This window comes from Microbacterium sp. NPDC088619, assembly GCF_044752825.1.
In the GTDB taxonomy this organism is placed as follows: domain Bacteria; phylum Actinomycetota; class Actinomycetes; order Actinomycetales; family Microbacteriaceae; genus Microbacterium.
In genome coordinates this window covers 1,180,990-1,195,973 of sequence record NZ_JBIVLZ010000001.1, presented here as the reverse complement: position 1 = coordinate 1,195,973, position 14,984 = coordinate 1,180,990, and the positions used below count along the sequence as shown (strand labels likewise).

The following is a 14,984-nucleotide window of genomic DNA, read 5'->3' as shown; positions in this document are numbered from 1 at the left end:
AGGGACGATGACGGCAGGGAGAGCGATGTCCGAGGCAGTGCCGGTGAGCGCAGACCGCGACCGCGACGCGCTTCGCGCCGCAGCCGAGACGATGCGGGAGGTACGAGAGCGCTGCGTCTGGTCTCAGCAGATCACGCACCGCGATCTCGTGCCGTATCTCATCGAGGAGTCGCACGAGGTGATCGACGCGGTCGAGAACGGCACGCGCGACGATCTGCGCGAAGAGCTCGGCGACCTGCTCTGGCAGGTGCTGTTCCACGCCGCCATCGCTGCGCAGGATCCGGACGACCCGTTCGACATAGACGATGTGGCGGCCACGCTGACCGAGAAGATGGTGCGTCGGCACCCTCACGTGTTCGGCGGCGAGACCGCGACGACGCCCGAAGAGGTCCTCGTGCACTGGAACGCCGCGAAGGCGGCGGAGAAGCGCACGAGACGAAGCGTGCTCGACGGGATCCCGCGCGGGATGCCGGCGCTCGCCCTGGCGCAGAAGATCGTCGGTCGAGCTGCCGGAGCCGGTGTCATCGACGCCGAGCCGGATGCCGCGGAGGCTGCCGCGAGGCCGACGTCGGAAGCCGAGCTGGGCGACGCGCTGCTGGGCCTCGTCGCGCTCGCCCGCACCGAGGGCTGGGATGCGGAACGAGCACTGCGGGAACGGCTCCGAGGCATCGAGGACGAGGTCCGCGAGGCGGAATCGGGGGACTGAGGCCACGGCCTGCCCCGCCGACCTGGAAGGATGGAGGCGTGGCTACTGTGAACCCGCCGCGCGGAATGCGCGACATCCTCCCCGCCGACAAGGCACGCCGTGAGCGAGTCCTCTCGGTCATCCGCGATCGCTACCGGTCTCACGGCTTCGACGAGATCGAGACGCCCGCACTCGAGGAGTACTCGCGACTGCATGCCGGCATCGGCGGCGACAACGAGAAGCTCGCGTACAACGTGCTGCGCCGCGGCCTCGACGCCGAGGCGATCCGCGAGTCGGCCGACGACCAGGGTGCACTCGCCGATCTGGGACTCCGCTACGACCTCACGGTGCCGCTCGCTCGCTTCTTCGCCAGCAATCGGGGGCAGCTTCCCGGCGTGTTCCGCTCCATCCAGATCGGGCCGGTCTGGCGCGCCGAGCGCCCCCAGAAGGGCCGCTACCGACAGTTCGTGCAGTGCGACATCGACATCATCGGTGACGACTCCTCGCGAGCAGAGGCCGAGCTCATGGTCGCCTCGCTCGACGCCGTCGACGCGCTGGGCCTGGACGGAGCGACCGTCCGCATCAACGATCGCCGGGCACTCGACTGGATGCTCGACAGCTTCGGTTTCACCGCGGAGGAGCGCCCCGGCGTTCTGATCACGATCGACAAGCTCGACAAGATCGGCCCCGACGGCGTCGCCGCCGAACTGCGCGAACGCGGCTCGGCTCCGACGTCCGTCGACGCGTTCGAGGCGTTCCTCGTTCGTCCGCAGACCATGGAGTACAACCCGTTCGGGGAACGGCAGATCCGCAAGGCGCTTCCCGAGAACGCGCCGGACGAGATCGTCGGGCATCTCGTCGGCATCGGTGAGGCCGTCGCCGCCGGACGGGGGGCGACCGACATCCCGCTGGTGTTCGATCCCTTCCTCGTGCGCGGCATGGGCTACTACACCGGCACGATCTTCGAGCTCGCGCATCCGTCGGTGGCGTACTCGCTCGGCGGTGGAGGTCGCTATGACGGGATGATCGGGCGGTTCCTCGGCCAGCAGGTCCCGGCCGTGGGCTTCTCGCTCGGCTTCGAGAGGCTCGTCGATCTCCTGACGACGGGAGCGCATGCCGGCGAGCGTGCCGTCGTGCTCATCCACGACGCCGACGTGCCGGTCGCCGAGCTCGTCGCTCACAAGGCCGGACTCGTGGCATCCGGTGCCAGGGTGCGGTTGGAACGGCGCACGAAGAACGTGAAGGCTCTGCTGGAGCGCTCGGTCGCCGACGGATACACGGAGTTCGCGACCGTGTCCGCGGGCGCTGCCGAACTGGAGCTCAAGCCCCTGTCCTGAGACTCGGCTCGTCCTTCGCCCGTCGGGCCCGGCTTTCGAACTCCGGGCCCGGCTTTCGAACCCCGGGAGTCCGTCTGCAGGACGACCGCACGGGATGCAGGGGCAGACCGCTGGTTTCGTCCTGCGGACGTGCCCCGGTCCTGCAGACGGACACTGCGGATGCCGTTCACTCGGCGTTCACGCCGGTCGGATCGAATCAGACCATGAGCCGACAGCATCTCGTCGCCTTCACCGCAATCGGTGCCGCGTCGGTCGCGGCCGCCGTCGGCATCCGGTTCGTGCTGACGCGTCAGGCGGCGATCGCGCGTCGGCGCATCGGCAAACCGCTAGGCGAGCGGTCGATCGATGCGGATCGCGTCTGGCGTCGTGCGCTCGACGGCGATCCTGTGCAGCTCCTGGTGCTGGGCGACTCGGTGGCGGCGGGTCTCGGCGCCGAGCGCCGCAAGGAGACGCTCGGCGGTCGGCTCGCGAAGGGCATGGCGCGGCGCATGCGGCGACCGGTCCGCCTGCGCACCGCCGCGGTCGTCGGCTCGGAGTCGCCCGATCTCGCTGCCCAGCTGGCGGGTCTGCCCGACGGGTATGCACCGCACGTGGCCGTGATCGTGGTCGGCGGGAACGACGTGACCCACCGCCTCCCGCTCGCCGTCTCGACGCAGCACCTGCGCGACACGATCCTGCAGCTGCGGCGCCGCGGCACCGAGGTGGTCGTCGGCACATGCCCCGACCTCGGTGCGCTGCGCCCCGTGCCGCAGCCGCTGCGGCGCCTGATCTCCAGCATGTCTCGCAGGTTGGCCGAAGCGCAGGCCGAGACCGCGCGATCGGCGGGGGCGAGCCCTGTCGATCTCCGCAGAGCCGTGGGTCCGATGTTCTTCGACGATCCGGAGGCCATGTTCAGCATGGATCGCTTCCATCCGAGCGCGCTCGGCTATCGGCGCACGGCCGAGGTGCTGCTTCCTGTCGCGTGCCTCGCCGCGGAGGCGGCGCTCAGCTCGCGTCGTCAGCCGGGGCCGCACTGAACGAGGCGGCCCATTCGGCGACGCGACGCGCGCTCTCGTCATCCGAGAGGTCTTCTACCCGGGTCATCACCGACCATCGCACGCCGAAAGGGTCGCGGATGCTCGCGAATCGGTCGCCTGAGACGAAGGCCGACGGAGCTTCTCGCACCGTCGCTCCCGCAGTGACCGCCCGCTCGACCACGGCGTCGACGTCCGAGACGTAGAGGCCCATCGAGTAGCAGTCGTCGTCACCCGAGGGCGCGGGCACCAGGTGATACTCCGGGCTCGGCTCGCCCAGCTGCAGGCGGCCGAGGCCGAAGTCGAGATCGGCGTGGGCGACGACGCCCCCGAACTCCGTGACGTCGACGACGCGAGCACCGAAGACGTCTCGATAGAAGTCGATCGCCTCTCTGGCTCCGGGGATCGCGAGGAACGGGGTGAGCGAGGTCGCGCTGTGCGGGCGGCCGTCGGTGGTGTGTGCGCCGGTCACGCCGGTCGTATTGTCTGGGGTCATGCGTTCACGGTACGGATTCGCGGGCGGCGTGCGCTTGAAGATCCGCGACAGACTGCGGCGCACAGGGCTGCTCGAGGGGCGTGGGTCGTAGGGTCGAGATCATGGATGTCGAGTACCTCGGACCGACGGTGTCGGCGATGTGGCTGACCGTCGCGATCCTCGCCGGTGGGTTCGCCCGCACTCGCAACAGGTCTGCACTGGCGTGGTTCGTGCTCACCGTCTTCCTGGGACCGATCGCGGCGTTCCTGCTCGTGGTGTGGCCGCCTGCTGATCCGGTTGCGGCGCCATCGCCGCGTGTCGCGGGGCCTCCCGCGGCTCGCCCGAGCGACGAGTAGACGTGCGTCCGACCCGAGGGGTGCTGTACCCGGCCCGGCTGCCCGAGTTCCACCGTCTGCCGCCCGCTGCGGCCGCGCGGGATCTCGTCGTGTGGTTCTGGATCCCGGAGTGGTCGATCGAGCCCGGACGATCCTCACGCCAGGAGGTCGTCGGCTACCCGGCGCTGAATCTCGTGGTCGAGCAGGGCGTCGTGACCCTGTCCGGCGCGACGACGCGGGCGTCGCATCGCGACCTGACCGGCACCGGCTGGGCCGTCGGCGCGCTGCTGCGGCCCGGCGCTGTGGGAGCACTCGTCGACGACCCGGGGACGCTCGTCGACACCGAGCAGACAGTCGATGCGCCCGATCTCGCTGACGCGGTGAGTGCTGCGATGGCGACGGGAGAGGGGCGCCGCGAGCGTGCCGCCGCGGTGCTGTCCGACTGGCTCGTGCGCCGGGTCGGACCTCTCGACGAGAGTGCCCGGCACGCGAACGCGCTGGTCGAAGTGCTCATGGGCGATGATGCAGCCGGGAGCCTCGAGGAGGCGGCGCTGAGACTCGCTGTCTCGACCCGCACCCTGCAGCGGCTGTGCCACCGGTATGTCGGCGTCTCGCCGGCGGCGATGATCCGTCGGCGCCGCCTGCAGGAGGCGGCCGAGCGGATGCGTCTCGACCCGGGGGTCGACCTGGCGGGCCTTGCGGCCGAGCTCGGATACTCCGATCACGCCCACCTCACGCGTGACTTCCGCAGCATCCTCGGCATCGCCCCTCGGACGTATCGTGCCGGGTCGTCTGAGCAGTTCCGGGACGAGAGCGCGCGGGCCTGATCACCGCGACAGTCTGAGGCGCGTCATCCGATAGACCACTCCGAGGAGCACGACCACGGTTCCGATCGCCGAGGCGACGACCGGCAGCGTGTTCACGAGCAGGAGGCACCCCAGCGCTCCGATGACCTGCAACGCGCGCGGATAGCGGCGAGCCTCCGCCTGCTGTCGGAACGCCGCGGCGTTCGCGATGAGGTAGTACAGCAGCACCCCGAACGAGGAGAATCCGATCGCATCGCGGAGATCGGCGACGAACACGATCAGCACGACGATGATCGCGATCGCGATCTCGGCACGGCGGGGCACCTGCCAGCGCTCGTCGATCTTCGCGAGGAACCGCGGCAGATCCTGCTCGCGGGCCATGGCCAGGGTCGTCCGCCCGATGCCCGTGAGCAGCGCGAGCAGAGCGCCGAGGGAGGCTGCCGCCGCAGCGACGCGGATCACCGGGGTGAGAGCCGGCCAGCCGGTGGCCGCGGCGACGTCCGCCAGAGGCGTCGTGCTCGTCGCCGCGTCGCCGCCGAGCACGACGATGACCGTGATCGCGACGAGCGTGTAGACGGCGACCGCACCACCCAGTGCGAGGGCGATCGCCCGCGGGATCGTCCGAGCGGGGTCGACGACCTCTTCACCCATCGTCGCGATGCGCGCGTACCCCGCGAAGGCGAAGAAGAGCAGTCCTGCTCCCTGCAGCACGCCGTATGCGCTGGCGTCAGGGAGCGGGGCAGGGGAGGCTGCGGACGACCCGCCGAGTCCGGTCGCGACGACGACGGCGAGCCCCAGCAGCGAGCACACGACGAGGATCCGGGTGACGAGGGCGGTTCGCGTGACGCCGAAGCAGTTGACGGTCGCGAGAGCGACGACCGCGGTCGAGGCGATCGGCACCCGCCAGCCTTCGGGCGCCGCGTAGGCGGCGAAGGTCATGGCCATCGCGGCGCAGCTCGCGATCTTGCCGATCACGAAGCTCCAGCCGGCGATGAAGCCCCACCACGGGCCGATCTCAGCTCTGGCGTACGCGTAGGTGCCGCCGGCCACGGGGTGGGCTGCGGCGAGCTGCGCAGACGCGGTGGCGTTGCAGTATGCGACGAGCGCGGCGATCGCCAGGGCGAGCAGGATGCCGCTGCCGGCGACGCCCATCGCCGGAGCCCACACCGAGAACACGCCGGCGCCGAGCATCGACCCGAGTCCGATGGCGACGGCGTCGCCGAGTCTCAGGCGGCGTGCGAGGGGCATCCCGTCATCGTGCCATGCGAGGGTGAACTCCGAGTGTCTGCGCCACCCTGCGGGTCAGCTCCGCGTGGCGGTGATGCGCTTCTTCTCTCGGATGTAGACCTCACGACGCACTCTCGCGACGACATCGCCGTCGCGGTCGGTGATCACTGTCTCGAACCACTCGAGCACCTTCGCTCCGCCGTGGGCACGCTCGCGGATCTCTGCGGCCCGCTCCCTGCTGACCTCGAATTCGGCGGTGAGGACTCCCCGGCCCGGTTTGAGGAACTCGATCTCGCCGCGGGTGTCCCACACCACGTAGTCCCGTCCGAGCTGGTGCATCACGAGCATGAAGAAGTAGGGATCGGTCATCGCCGACATCGAGCCGCCGAACGCCGTCTTGACGTAATTGCGCGTGAAGACGTTCACGTGCAGCTCGACGGTCGCCTGGGTCCAGTCCTCGCTGAAGCGGCGGATGCGGATTCCGCTTAAGAGGTTGGGGATCCACAGGCTCATGCCCGTGGCGAGGCGGCGGGGAGTGATGCGCATGAGGTCAGTGTGGATGATGCAGCGAGGGAGGCGAAGCTTGCTGGAGGGTTCCGACAGTTGTTATAGTTCTCCTATAACTAGTAGAAATTGAGGAACGCGATGCTGATTCGAATCGATGCCGACAGTGCTCGGCCGCTCTTCGATCAGGTCGCGGCGTCCGTCCGTGCCGACGTCCTGACCGGGCGGCTCGGCCCCGGCGATCGGCTGCCCGCCGCGCGCGAGCTGGCAGATGCCCTCGAGATCAATCTGCACACGGTGCTCCGCGCCTATCAGCAGCTCAGAGACGAGGGTCTGATCGATCTGCGTCGCGGCAGGGGAGCGGTGGTCGCAGCCTCCGCCGCACCTCTGGCCGAGCTCGCACAGGACATCACCGCGCTCGTCGCCCGCGCCGCCTCGCTCGGCGTCTCGTCCACGACCCTGGCCGCCCTCATCAAGGAGACCGACGCATGACCCCCGAGATCCGCAGAGCCCGCACCGCCTACTGGTGGGTGGGGGTGATCCTCCCGCTGGCGCTGATCGCGCTCGCGAGCATCGTCGTGCTCGCCTGGCTCCCCGAGGTGCCGGACCCTGCGGCTATCCACTGGGGTCCCGACGGTGTCGACGGCTTCGCCCCTCGGTGGACGCCCCTCGTCCTGCTGATCGGTCTCGGCGGAGGTGTCGTCGTGCTGTTCGCGTTCATCGCGCTGTTCTCCCACAGACTCCCGCAGCGGGGAGCTGCCGCACCGGTCCCGCAGCCGCAGTGGTCCGCGACCGCGCGGCTGCTCGGTGCGACGAGCCTCGGCATGGCGGGGATGATGGCGACGCTCGCCATCGTCACAACCGCCGCGCAGCGGGGGCTCGCCGATGCCGCGGACGCGGCCGACATCACGCCGTGGGTCCCCGTGTTCCTTGTCGTCCTGGCCGCCCTGAGCGTGGCGGGCTGGTTCCTGCAGCCGAAGACCGCCATCCCCGCACGTCCGTCCGATGCTCCGGCGCCGCCGCTGCCCCTGGCCGATCACGAGCGTGCGGTGTGGATGCGAAGCGTGTCCATCGCGAAGTCGGGACAGATCGTGCTCGGTATCGGGGTGTTCTTCGCGATCGCGATGACTGTCCTGCTGCTCGCGCAGGGGATCGCCGCGGGATGGATCACGGCGGCGGTCTCGCTCCTCCTGGTGGTGGTCGTCGTCACGGGGCTGTCCTTCCGCGTCCGTGCGAGCCCGGCCGGGCTGCGTGTTCGCTCCGCGGCAGGATGGCCGCGTCTCGCCATCCCGGCCGACGAGATCGCGAGCACCCGTTCGATCCAGGTCGACCCGTTCGCCGAGTTCGGCGGCTGGGGATATCGCATCGGCACGGACGGACGGCGCGGGTTCGTGCTGCGCGCCGGCGAGGCCCTCGAGGTCACCCGCACGAACGGGCGGGTGTTCGTCGTCACGGTCGACGACGCGGGCACCGCCGCATCCGTCCTCGCAGCAGCCGCGCGGCGCTGATCCCATCGCCGACCCGCGCACTCAGAGCATCCGACCGAGGAGAACCATCATGAACCGCATCCGCATCGCCGCCGTCATCGCGTTCACCGTGCTCGCCTGCGGGCTCGCCTGGCTCGCGGCTCTGCCCCTGTGGCTGGGCGACGGTCTCGCGGAGCCGGTCGCGGGTGTCCTGCTGCCCGTGATGATGCTGACACCCGCGGTCGCAGCCCTCGTGATCACCTTCACGATGCGCATCCCCGCCCCCGGCGAACGGGTGCGCTTCTTCGGGCTCTGGCCGCTGCGCCCGGCCAAGCGCGTCGTCTGGCTCATGGTCATCGGCTGGCTCGCCCCTCCACTCGTCGTGGGCCTCAGCATCCTGCTCGCCGCGGCGCTCGGGTTCATCCGGCTCGATCCGACCTTCGCGGGATTCTCGGCCGAACTCACGAAGATGCTTCCCGAGGGCACGCCCATGCCGCCGGTCGAGCTCCTCGTGATCTCGCAGATCGCGATGATCCCGCTGGGCGCCCTCTTCAACAGCGTCCTGGCCTTCGGCGAGGAACTGGGGTGGCGTGGGTGGCTCGTGCCGGCGCTGCGACCCCTCGGCACCTGGCCGACCCTGCTGATCAGCGGAGCGATCTGGGGGCTGTGGCACAGTCCGGTGATCCTCCTCGGCTACAACTTCGGCCGCACCGACTTCACCGGTGTGCTCTTCATGGTCGGCGGCTGCGTCGCCTGGGGCATCCTGCTCGGTTGGCTGCGTCTGCGCTCGGCGTCCGTCTGGCCGGCGGTTCTCGCCCACGGCTCGCTGAACGCCGCGGCCGGCCTCGTGATCCTCGTCTCCGCCTCGCAGCCCGATCTCGCGCTCGCCGGCCCGCTGGGCATCGCCGGATGGATCGCGGCCGCGGTCGTGATCGCGATCCTCATCGTCACCGGACAGTTCCGTCAGCAGCCCGAGCTGGCAGGAGCGCCCGGTCGGCTGCTGTCCGCTCCGCGCGACGGAGGACAGTCGCCGCACCCCTCTTGACGGTCCCACTGCCTCGCGGTTTGCTGAGGGCATGGATTCCACTCCCGCCGCCTGGTCCCACGCCGACGCCTATCTCGTCGACACCCTCGTCGGTCACGATCCAGAGCTCGAGGCGGCGCTCGTCGCGCAGCGCGACGCGGGGCTGCCGGCCATCGAGGTCGCGCCGGTCTCGGGCAAGCTGCTGCACCTGATCGCGCGCATCAGCGGCGCTCGCCGTGTGCTCGAGATCGGCACGCTCGGCGGATATTCGACGATCTGGCTCGCGCGGGCCGTGGGGCCGGGCGGCCGGGTCGTCACGGTCGAGGCCGAAGCCGACAACGCCGCCGTCGCCCGCGCCAGCATCGATGCCGCCGGTGTCGGAGACCGGGTCGACATCCGGATCGGCCGGGGGGCGGACGTGCTCCCGACCCTCGTCGGCGGTTTCGATCTCGTCTTCATCGACGCGGACAAGGAGTCGAACACCGTCTACCTCGACTGGGCGGCGAAGCTGGGGCATCCCGGAACCGTCGTCATCCTCGACAACATCGGACGAGAGGGTGAGATCGTGCGTGCGGACTCGACGGACTCCAAGGTCGTCGGCACCAGAGACGCACTGCGGATGCTCGGGGAGGATCCGCGGTTCGACGCGACCGCGCTGCAGACGGTCGGTGCCAAGGGCTGGGACGGCTTCGCGCTCGCCGTCGTGGTGTGAGCCGCCGAGACGGACCCGAGAGGTCGGCGGCGAGCGGGCTAGACTGGGCGCGGATCGACGACGCTCCACACAACGTTTTCTCTGAGCAAGGAGCACATCAGTGGCACTGATCGAGGCTGTAGGCGCACGCGAGATTCTCGACTCGCGCGGTAACCCGACCGTTGAGGTGGAGGTGCTCCTCGACGACGGTGTGGTCCAGCGGGCCGCCGTCCCGTCCGGTGCATCCACCGGCGCATTCGAGGCGTACGAGCTCCGTGACGGCGACAAGAGCCGCTACGGCGGAAAGGGCGTCGTCAAGGCCGTCGACGCGATCATCGACGAGCTCGGCCCGGCGCTCGAGGGCGTGGAGGCGAGCGAGCAGCGCATCGTCGACGCGATCCTGATCGAGACCGACGGCACGGAGAACAAGCAGCGCACCGGCGCGAACGCGATCCTCGGCGTCAGCCTCGCGGTGGCGAAGGCCGCGGCCGACTCCGCCGACCTGCCCCTGTTCCGCTACCTGGGCGGACCGAACGCGCACCTGCTGCCCGTTCCGCTCTTCAACGTCATCAACGGCGGCGAGCACGCCGACAACGGCATCGACATGCAGGAGTTCTTCCTGGCCCCGATCGGCGCCGAGACGTACTCCGAGGCGCTCCGTTGGGGTGTCGAGACCTACCACGTGCTGCGCGGGGAGCTGAAGGCCGCCGGATACGCGACGGGTCTCGGAGACGAGGGCGGCTTCGCCCCCGATCTGCCCAGCAACCGCGAGGGCCTGGACTTCCTCGTCAAGGCGATCGAGAAGGCCGGATTCACGCCGGGCACCGACATCGCGCTGGGCCTCGACGTCGCAGCCACCGAGTTCTTCAAGGACGGCGTCTACCGCCTCGACAACAAAGACTGGACCGGCCCCGAGCTGATCGAGTACTACGAGGGCCTCGTCAACGACTTCCCGATCGTCACGATCGAGGACGCCCTGGCTGAAGACGACTGGGACAACTGGAAGCTCCTGACCGACGCTCTCGGCTCGAAGGTCCAGCTCGTCGGCGATGACCTGTTCGTCACGAACCCGACCCGTCTCGCGGACGGCATCAAGCGCGGCGTCGCGAACTCGCTGCTCGTCAAGGTCAACCAGATCGGGACGCTCACCGAGACGTTCGACGCGGTCAGCCTCGCGCAGCGCTCGGGCTACACCGCGATGCTGTCGCACCGCTCGGGTGAGACCGAGGACACCACGATCGCCGACCTCGTCGTCGCGACGAACGCGGGTCAGATCAAGGCTGGTGCGCCTGCTCGCAGCGAGCGCGTCGCGAAGTACAATCAGCTTCTGCGCATCGAGGAAGAGCTGGGCGAGGCGGCGGTCTTCGCCGGCCGTTCGGCGTTCCCGCGCTACCAGGGCTGAACACTGCTGAGACAGACACACGCCGCCTGAGCGGCACGTACGGAGGAGGAGCCGTGGCACGACGACCGGCTCCTCCTTCGGCGTCTTCGGGTGCCTCCCGCCCCACCACGACGGTGAAGCCGCCGGCCCGCCAGCCGCGGGAAGCGGCGAATCGCGGCTCCCAGGAGCGTCGAGTCGATGTGCGGGAGTGGGCGTCCGGCATCCGTCTCTCGGCGTTCTCGGTCATCATGCTGTCGCTCGTCGTGCTCGGGGCCTGGGTGCTGGTGCCGACACTGGGCACCTTCATCGACCAGAGGCAGAAGATCTCGGCTCTGGAGGAGTCGATCCAGGTCTCCGAAGACCAGATCGCCGCGCTCGAGCAGGAGCGCGAGCGCTGGAGCGATCCTGCCTACATCACCACGCAAGCACGCGAGCGCCTGTACTACGTCAAGCCCGGCGAGGTCGTCTACCTGATCGACAACGATCTCGATCCCGCGGCGCTTCCGCAGCAGCAGGGACCGGTCAGCGACACCCTCGAGGAGACGCCGTCCGACTGGATGCCGCAGCTGCTGCGCACGCTGACATCCGCGGGACTGAGCGACACGGCGGCCGTCAGCCGCTGACGGTCCGCGCATCCGCCGGGGAGTGCGCTCCGAGCATCCTCCCGGTCGGCTCCCGTACGCTGGACGGGTGACCACGCCGCCATTCCCCGCTCCCACGACCGCCGAGCTCGCCGTGGTGTCGGCCCAGTTGGGAAGGACCGCCCGCGGCGTCGTGGGCATCGCGGCCCGATGCGTGTGCGGCAACCCCACAGTCGTCGCCACGACGCCCAGGCTTCCCGACGGAACACCGTTCCCCACGTTCTACTACCTGACGCATCCGGTCGCGACCGCTGCGATGTCGACCCTCGAGGCGACGCAGGTCATGCCCGAGCTCGCAGCACTGCTCGCCGAGGACGAGGAGGTCGCAGCGGCCTATCTCGCAGCGCACCAGGCGTACCTCGCCGACCGGGCGCAGTTCGGCGAGGTCGGCGAGATCGACGGGATCTCCGCCGGCGGCATGCCGACCCGCGTCAAGTGCCTGCATGCTCTGGCGGGGCACGCTCTCGCGGCAGGTCCGGGCGTGAACCCGATCGGCGACGCTGCTCTCGAGCGTTCGAGCTGGTCGCCGGAGAAGTGCCGGTGCGACGACCCCGGCGCCGCCCTGCGTGACGCTGAGGCATCGACCGCATGAGGCGACCGCGGATGCTGCGCAACGGTGCCGCGCTGGCGACGATCGTGGCATCCGTCCTGCTCCTCGGCGCGGCAGCGACCCCGCCGCCCGTGCCGGACGATCCCGCAGACCCGGATCGCGCGGCCCAGTACTGGCTCGACGGCGCCGGCATCCGTGAGGCCTGGCAGACCACTCGCGGCGATGGAGTGACGATCGCCGTCATCGACACCGGGATCGGCAAGGTCCCCGGAGTCTTCGATGACGCCGTCGTGGGCGGCACGGATGTGTCCGGCACCGGAACTCCCGACGGGCGTACCCCGGTGGGAGCCATCGACGGCAATCACGGATCTTGGGTGGCCTCGCTCGCCGCCGGACGCGGCTCCGCAGACGGTAAGGGGATGATCGGAGTCGCCCCCGAGGCCGATCTGCTGTCGATCTCGGTGGGTTTCGGTGCTGCCGCCGCCGTGCCGTTCACCGAGCAGGTCGCGAAGGCGATGCGCTGGGCGGTCGATCATGGTGCCGACATCATCAATCTCTCGTTCACCACGAACACGCTGGACTGGGACCGGAGCTGGGACGACGCGTTCCTCTACGCCTTCGAGCACGATGTGGTGGTGGTCGTCGCCGCGGGCAACCGGGGGAGCGGCACCAACATCATCGGCGCTCCCGCGACGATCCCCGGCGTGCTGACGGTCGGTGGAGTCGATCAGACGGGCACTGCGAGCATCGAGGCGTCGACGCAGGGGATCACCATCGGGATTGCCGCTCCCAGTGAGGGGCTCCGGGGCGTCTCGGCAGACGGCACGGTCGTGCCGTGGAGCGGCACCAGCGGTGCGGCGCCCATCGTCGCGGGAATCGCCGCTCTCATACGATCTGCGCACCCCGACCTCGATGCCGCGAACGTCATCAACCGCATCATCAAGACCGCCATCAAGGTGCCGGGCATGGCAGACCTCCCCGATCCCCTCTACGGCTACGGTCTGGTGGATGCCGAGGCGGCGATCACGACCGACGTGCCCGAGGTCTCCGAGAATCCGATGGGCGACCTCGCCGAGTGGGTCCGGCTGTTCCGACGCGCGGAGACGGTTCCGCAGCCCGAACCCAGCGTCGCACCGGTCGAGGTGCCACCCCTGCCGGATGCTGATGCGCCGTCCGAACCCGGTTCACCGCTGCTTCCCAGCGCTGAATCGCTGCGCTACGGTACCCTGCCGCTCATCGCGCTCACAGTCCCTGGTATCCTGATAGCGCTTGGCGTCACCGCAGCTGCCCGGCGCATCCGATCGGCGCGCGCTCGCACGCCACATCCCTGACTCCCGAGGAGTTGTCCCCCTGTGCCTCAGAACAGCACTGTGCCCAAGATTCTGATCGTCGGTGGAGGCTACGCAGGCTTCTACACGGCGTGGAAGCTGGAGAAGCACCTTCGCAAGGGTGAAGCAGACGTCACCATGGTCGACCCGCTGCCGTACATGACGTACCAGCCGTTCCTCCCCGAGGTGGCTGCCGGCTCGATCGAAGCCCGCCACTCGGTGGTCGCACACCGTCGCCACCTGAAGCGGACGAACGTGCTCACCGCCAAGGTGACCGGAATCAACCACGCCGAGAAGGTCGCGACGATCACCCCTCCCGTGGGAGAGCCGTACGAGTTCTCGTACGACCAGATCGTGGTCACCGCGGGTGCGGTCTCCCGCACGTTCCCGATCCCCGGCATCGCAGACAACGCGATCGGCCTGAAGACGATCGAAGAGGCCGTCGCGATCCGTGACCGCCTGATGTCGAACTTCGACAAGGCCGCATCGCTGCCCGCGGGCCCCGAGCGCGACCGTCTGCTGTCGGTCGTCGTCGTCGGCGGCGGCTTCGCCGGCATCGAGGTCTTCGCCGAGCTGCGCTCGCTCGCCTCGTCGCTGGTGGGCAAGTACCCGCAGCTCAGCTTCGAGGACACGCACTTCCACCTCATCGAGGCGATGGGCCGCATCATGCCCGAGGTGTCGCTGCCGACGAGCGAGTGGGTGCTCAAGGACCTCGCGAAGCGCGGCGCCAACGTGCACCTCGACACCCAGCTGACCAGTGCGATCGACGGCAACGTCGAGCTGTCCACCGGCGAGATCATCCCGACCGACCTCATCGTCTGGACCGCCGGTGTCATGGCGAACCCGACCGTGGTCCGCGGTGGCGACCTCCCCGTCGAAGAGCGTGGTCGCATCCAGACCCGTGCAGACCTGCGAGTCGGCACCCCCGAAGCATTCGTTCCGGATGCCTGGGCAGCCGGCGACGTCTCGGCCGTTCCCGACCTCTCCGGCGGCGGAGTCGGCGGCTTCTGCGTGCCGAACGCCCAGCACGCGGTGCGCCAGGCGAAGCTGCTCGCGAAGAACCTCGTCGCCGTTCTGCGCGGTGAGGAGCCGAAGGAGTACTTCCACAAGAACCTCGGCGCCGTCGCGGGCCTCGGTCTCTACAACGGTGTCTTCCAGTCCGGCAAGATCGCCCTCAAGGGCTTCGTCGCCTGGGTCGCGCACCGTGGTTACCACGGTCTCGCGATGCCCACGTGGGAGCGCAAGTTCCGCGTGGTCTGGGGCTGGTGGAACAACCTGTGGCTCGGCCGCGACATGGTCAACCTCGAGACGGTGCAGAACCCGCGCTACGTCTTCGAGGAGTTCGCCGCTCGCCCGCGTCCGGCTGCCGACGCACCTGCGCCCGCTGTCACGGCTCCTGCCGAGCAGGCGAAGGCCGTAGACAAGGCCGCCGATGAGAAGCCCGCCGGCGAGAAGACCGCGGTCAAGAAGCCGGCAGCGAAGAAGTCTGCTGCGACGGCTGCTGCCAAGTAGTCCTCTCCT

Annotated in this window: 17 protein-coding genes; 14 read left to right on the top strand and 3 right to left on the bottom strand. The window is 69.6% G+C overall.

The window, feature by feature from the left end; translation table 11 throughout:
- The first annotated feature begins 25 nt into the window (after positions 1-25).
- The 3 genes from ACIP5T_RS06110 (at position 26) to ACIP5T_RS06100 (ending at position 3,038) form a co-directional block, all read left to right on the top strand.
- Complete coding sequence (locus ACIP5T_RS06110) at positions 26-706, top strand: MazG family protein (protein ID WP_400861508.1); 681 nt, start codon at positions 26-28, stop codon at positions 704-706.
- 65 nt (positions 707-771) lie between these two features.
- Complete coding sequence (locus ACIP5T_RS06105; protein WP_400864635.1) at positions 772-2,022, top strand: histidine--tRNA ligase; 1,251 nt, start codon at positions 772-774, stop codon at positions 2,020-2,022.
- A 203-nt stretch (positions 2,023-2,225) separates the two neighbouring features.
- Complete coding sequence (locus tag ACIP5T_RS06100) at positions 2,226-3,038, top strand: SGNH/GDSL hydrolase family protein (RefSeq protein WP_400861505.1); 813 nt, start codon at positions 2,226-2,228, stop codon at positions 3,036-3,038.
- On the opposite strand, the gene ACIP5T_RS06095 is transcribed toward ACIP5T_RS06100, so the two are convergent.
- Positions 3,007-3,531 carry a VOC family protein gene (locus ACIP5T_RS06095; RefSeq protein WP_400861503.1) on the bottom strand — a complete coding sequence of 175 codons (525 nt, stop codon included), beginning with the start codon at positions 3,529-3,531 and terminating at the stop codon, positions 3,007-3,009. The two genes, ACIP5T_RS06100 and ACIP5T_RS06095, sit on opposite strands and share 32 nt — an antisense overlap.
- Before the next feature lie 101 nt (positions 3,532-3,632).
- Here ACIP5T_RS06095 and ACIP5T_RS06090 point away from each other — a divergent pair, with 101 nt between their 5' ends.
- Together ACIP5T_RS06090 and ACIP5T_RS06085 are read left to right on the top strand one after the other, a co-directional pair.
- Complete coding sequence (locus ACIP5T_RS06090; RefSeq protein WP_400861500.1) at positions 3,633-3,866, top strand: hypothetical protein; 234 nt, start codon at positions 3,633-3,635, stop codon at positions 3,864-3,866.
- Positions 3,867-3,868: 2 nt separating this feature from the next.
- Positions 3,869-4,672 carry a helix-turn-helix domain-containing protein gene (locus tag ACIP5T_RS06085; protein WP_400861498.1) on the top strand — a complete coding sequence of 268 codons (804 nt, stop codon included), beginning with the start codon at positions 3,869-3,871 and terminating at the stop codon, positions 4,670-4,672.
- Here the strand turns inward: ACIP5T_RS06085 and ACIP5T_RS06080 are convergent, their stop codons facing one another.
- Positions 4,673-5,899, bottom strand: coding sequence for an APC family permease (locus ACIP5T_RS06080; RefSeq protein WP_400861495.1), 1,227 nt, complete (start codon positions 5,897-5,899; stop codon positions 4,673-4,675).
- A 54-nt stretch (positions 5,900-5,953) separates the two neighbouring features.
- Positions 5,954-6,424 (bottom strand): PaaI family thioesterase, encoded by a 471-nt coding sequence (locus tag ACIP5T_RS06075; protein WP_400861492.1) that lies wholly within the window; start codon positions 6,422-6,424, stop codon positions 5,954-5,956.
- Between the two features lie 99 nt (positions 6,425-6,523).
- On the opposite strand from ACIP5T_RS06075, the gene ACIP5T_RS06070 reads away from it, so the two are divergent.
- From ACIP5T_RS06070 to ACIP5T_RS06030, 9 genes are all read left to right on the top strand, one after another.
- Positions 6,524-6,874: a GntR family transcriptional regulator gene (locus ACIP5T_RS06070; protein ID WP_400861490.1), complete on the top strand. Its 351-nt coding sequence runs from the start codon at positions 6,524-6,526 to the stop codon at positions 6,872-6,874.
- Positions 6,871-7,890 carry a DUF1648 domain-containing protein gene (locus ACIP5T_RS06065; protein WP_400861487.1) on the top strand — a complete coding sequence of 340 codons (1,020 nt, stop codon included), beginning with the start codon at positions 6,871-6,873 and terminating at the stop codon, positions 7,888-7,890. The genes ACIP5T_RS06070 and ACIP5T_RS06065 overlap by 4 nt, the downstream gene beginning before the upstream one ends.
- A gap of 49 nt (positions 7,891-7,939) precedes the next feature.
- Positions 7,940-8,893, top strand: coding sequence for a lysostaphin resistance A-like protein (locus ACIP5T_RS06060; RefSeq protein ID WP_400861486.1), 954 nt, complete (start codon positions 7,940-7,942; stop codon positions 8,891-8,893).
- A 31-nt stretch (positions 8,894-8,924) separates the two neighbouring features.
- Positions 8,925-9,584, top strand: a complete 660-nt coding sequence (locus ACIP5T_RS06055; RefSeq protein ID WP_400861483.1) for an O-methyltransferase — start codon at positions 8,925-8,927, stop codon at positions 9,582-9,584.
- Positions 9,585-9,684: 100 nt separating this feature from the next.
- Positions 9,685-10,965 carry a phosphopyruvate hydratase gene (gene eno / locus ACIP5T_RS06050; protein ID WP_400861481.1) on the top strand — a complete coding sequence of 427 codons (1,281 nt, stop codon included), beginning with the start codon at positions 9,685-9,687 and terminating at the stop codon, positions 10,963-10,965.
- A 53-nt stretch (positions 10,966-11,018) separates the two neighbouring features.
- Complete coding sequence (locus tag ACIP5T_RS06045) at positions 11,019-11,567, top strand: septum formation initiator family protein (protein ID WP_400861480.1); 549 nt, start codon at positions 11,019-11,021, stop codon at positions 11,565-11,567.
- A 67-nt stretch (positions 11,568-11,634) separates the two neighbouring features.
- Entirely contained in the window at positions 11,635-12,177 is a 543-nt protein-coding gene (locus ACIP5T_RS06040) for a DUF501 domain-containing protein (protein WP_400861478.1), read from the top strand.
- An 11-nt stretch (positions 12,178-12,188) separates the two neighbouring features.
- Positions 12,189-13,466: a S8 family serine peptidase gene (locus ACIP5T_RS06035; RefSeq protein ID WP_400861475.1), complete on the top strand. Its 1,278-nt coding sequence runs from the start codon at positions 12,189-12,191 to the stop codon at positions 13,464-13,466.
- 39 nt (positions 13,467-13,505) lie between these two features.
- Positions 13,506-14,975, top strand: a complete 1,470-nt coding sequence (locus ACIP5T_RS06030) for an NAD(P)/FAD-dependent oxidoreductase (RefSeq protein ID WP_400861472.1) — start codon at positions 13,506-13,508, stop codon at positions 14,973-14,975.
- Positions 14,976-14,984: the final 9 nt, after the last annotated feature.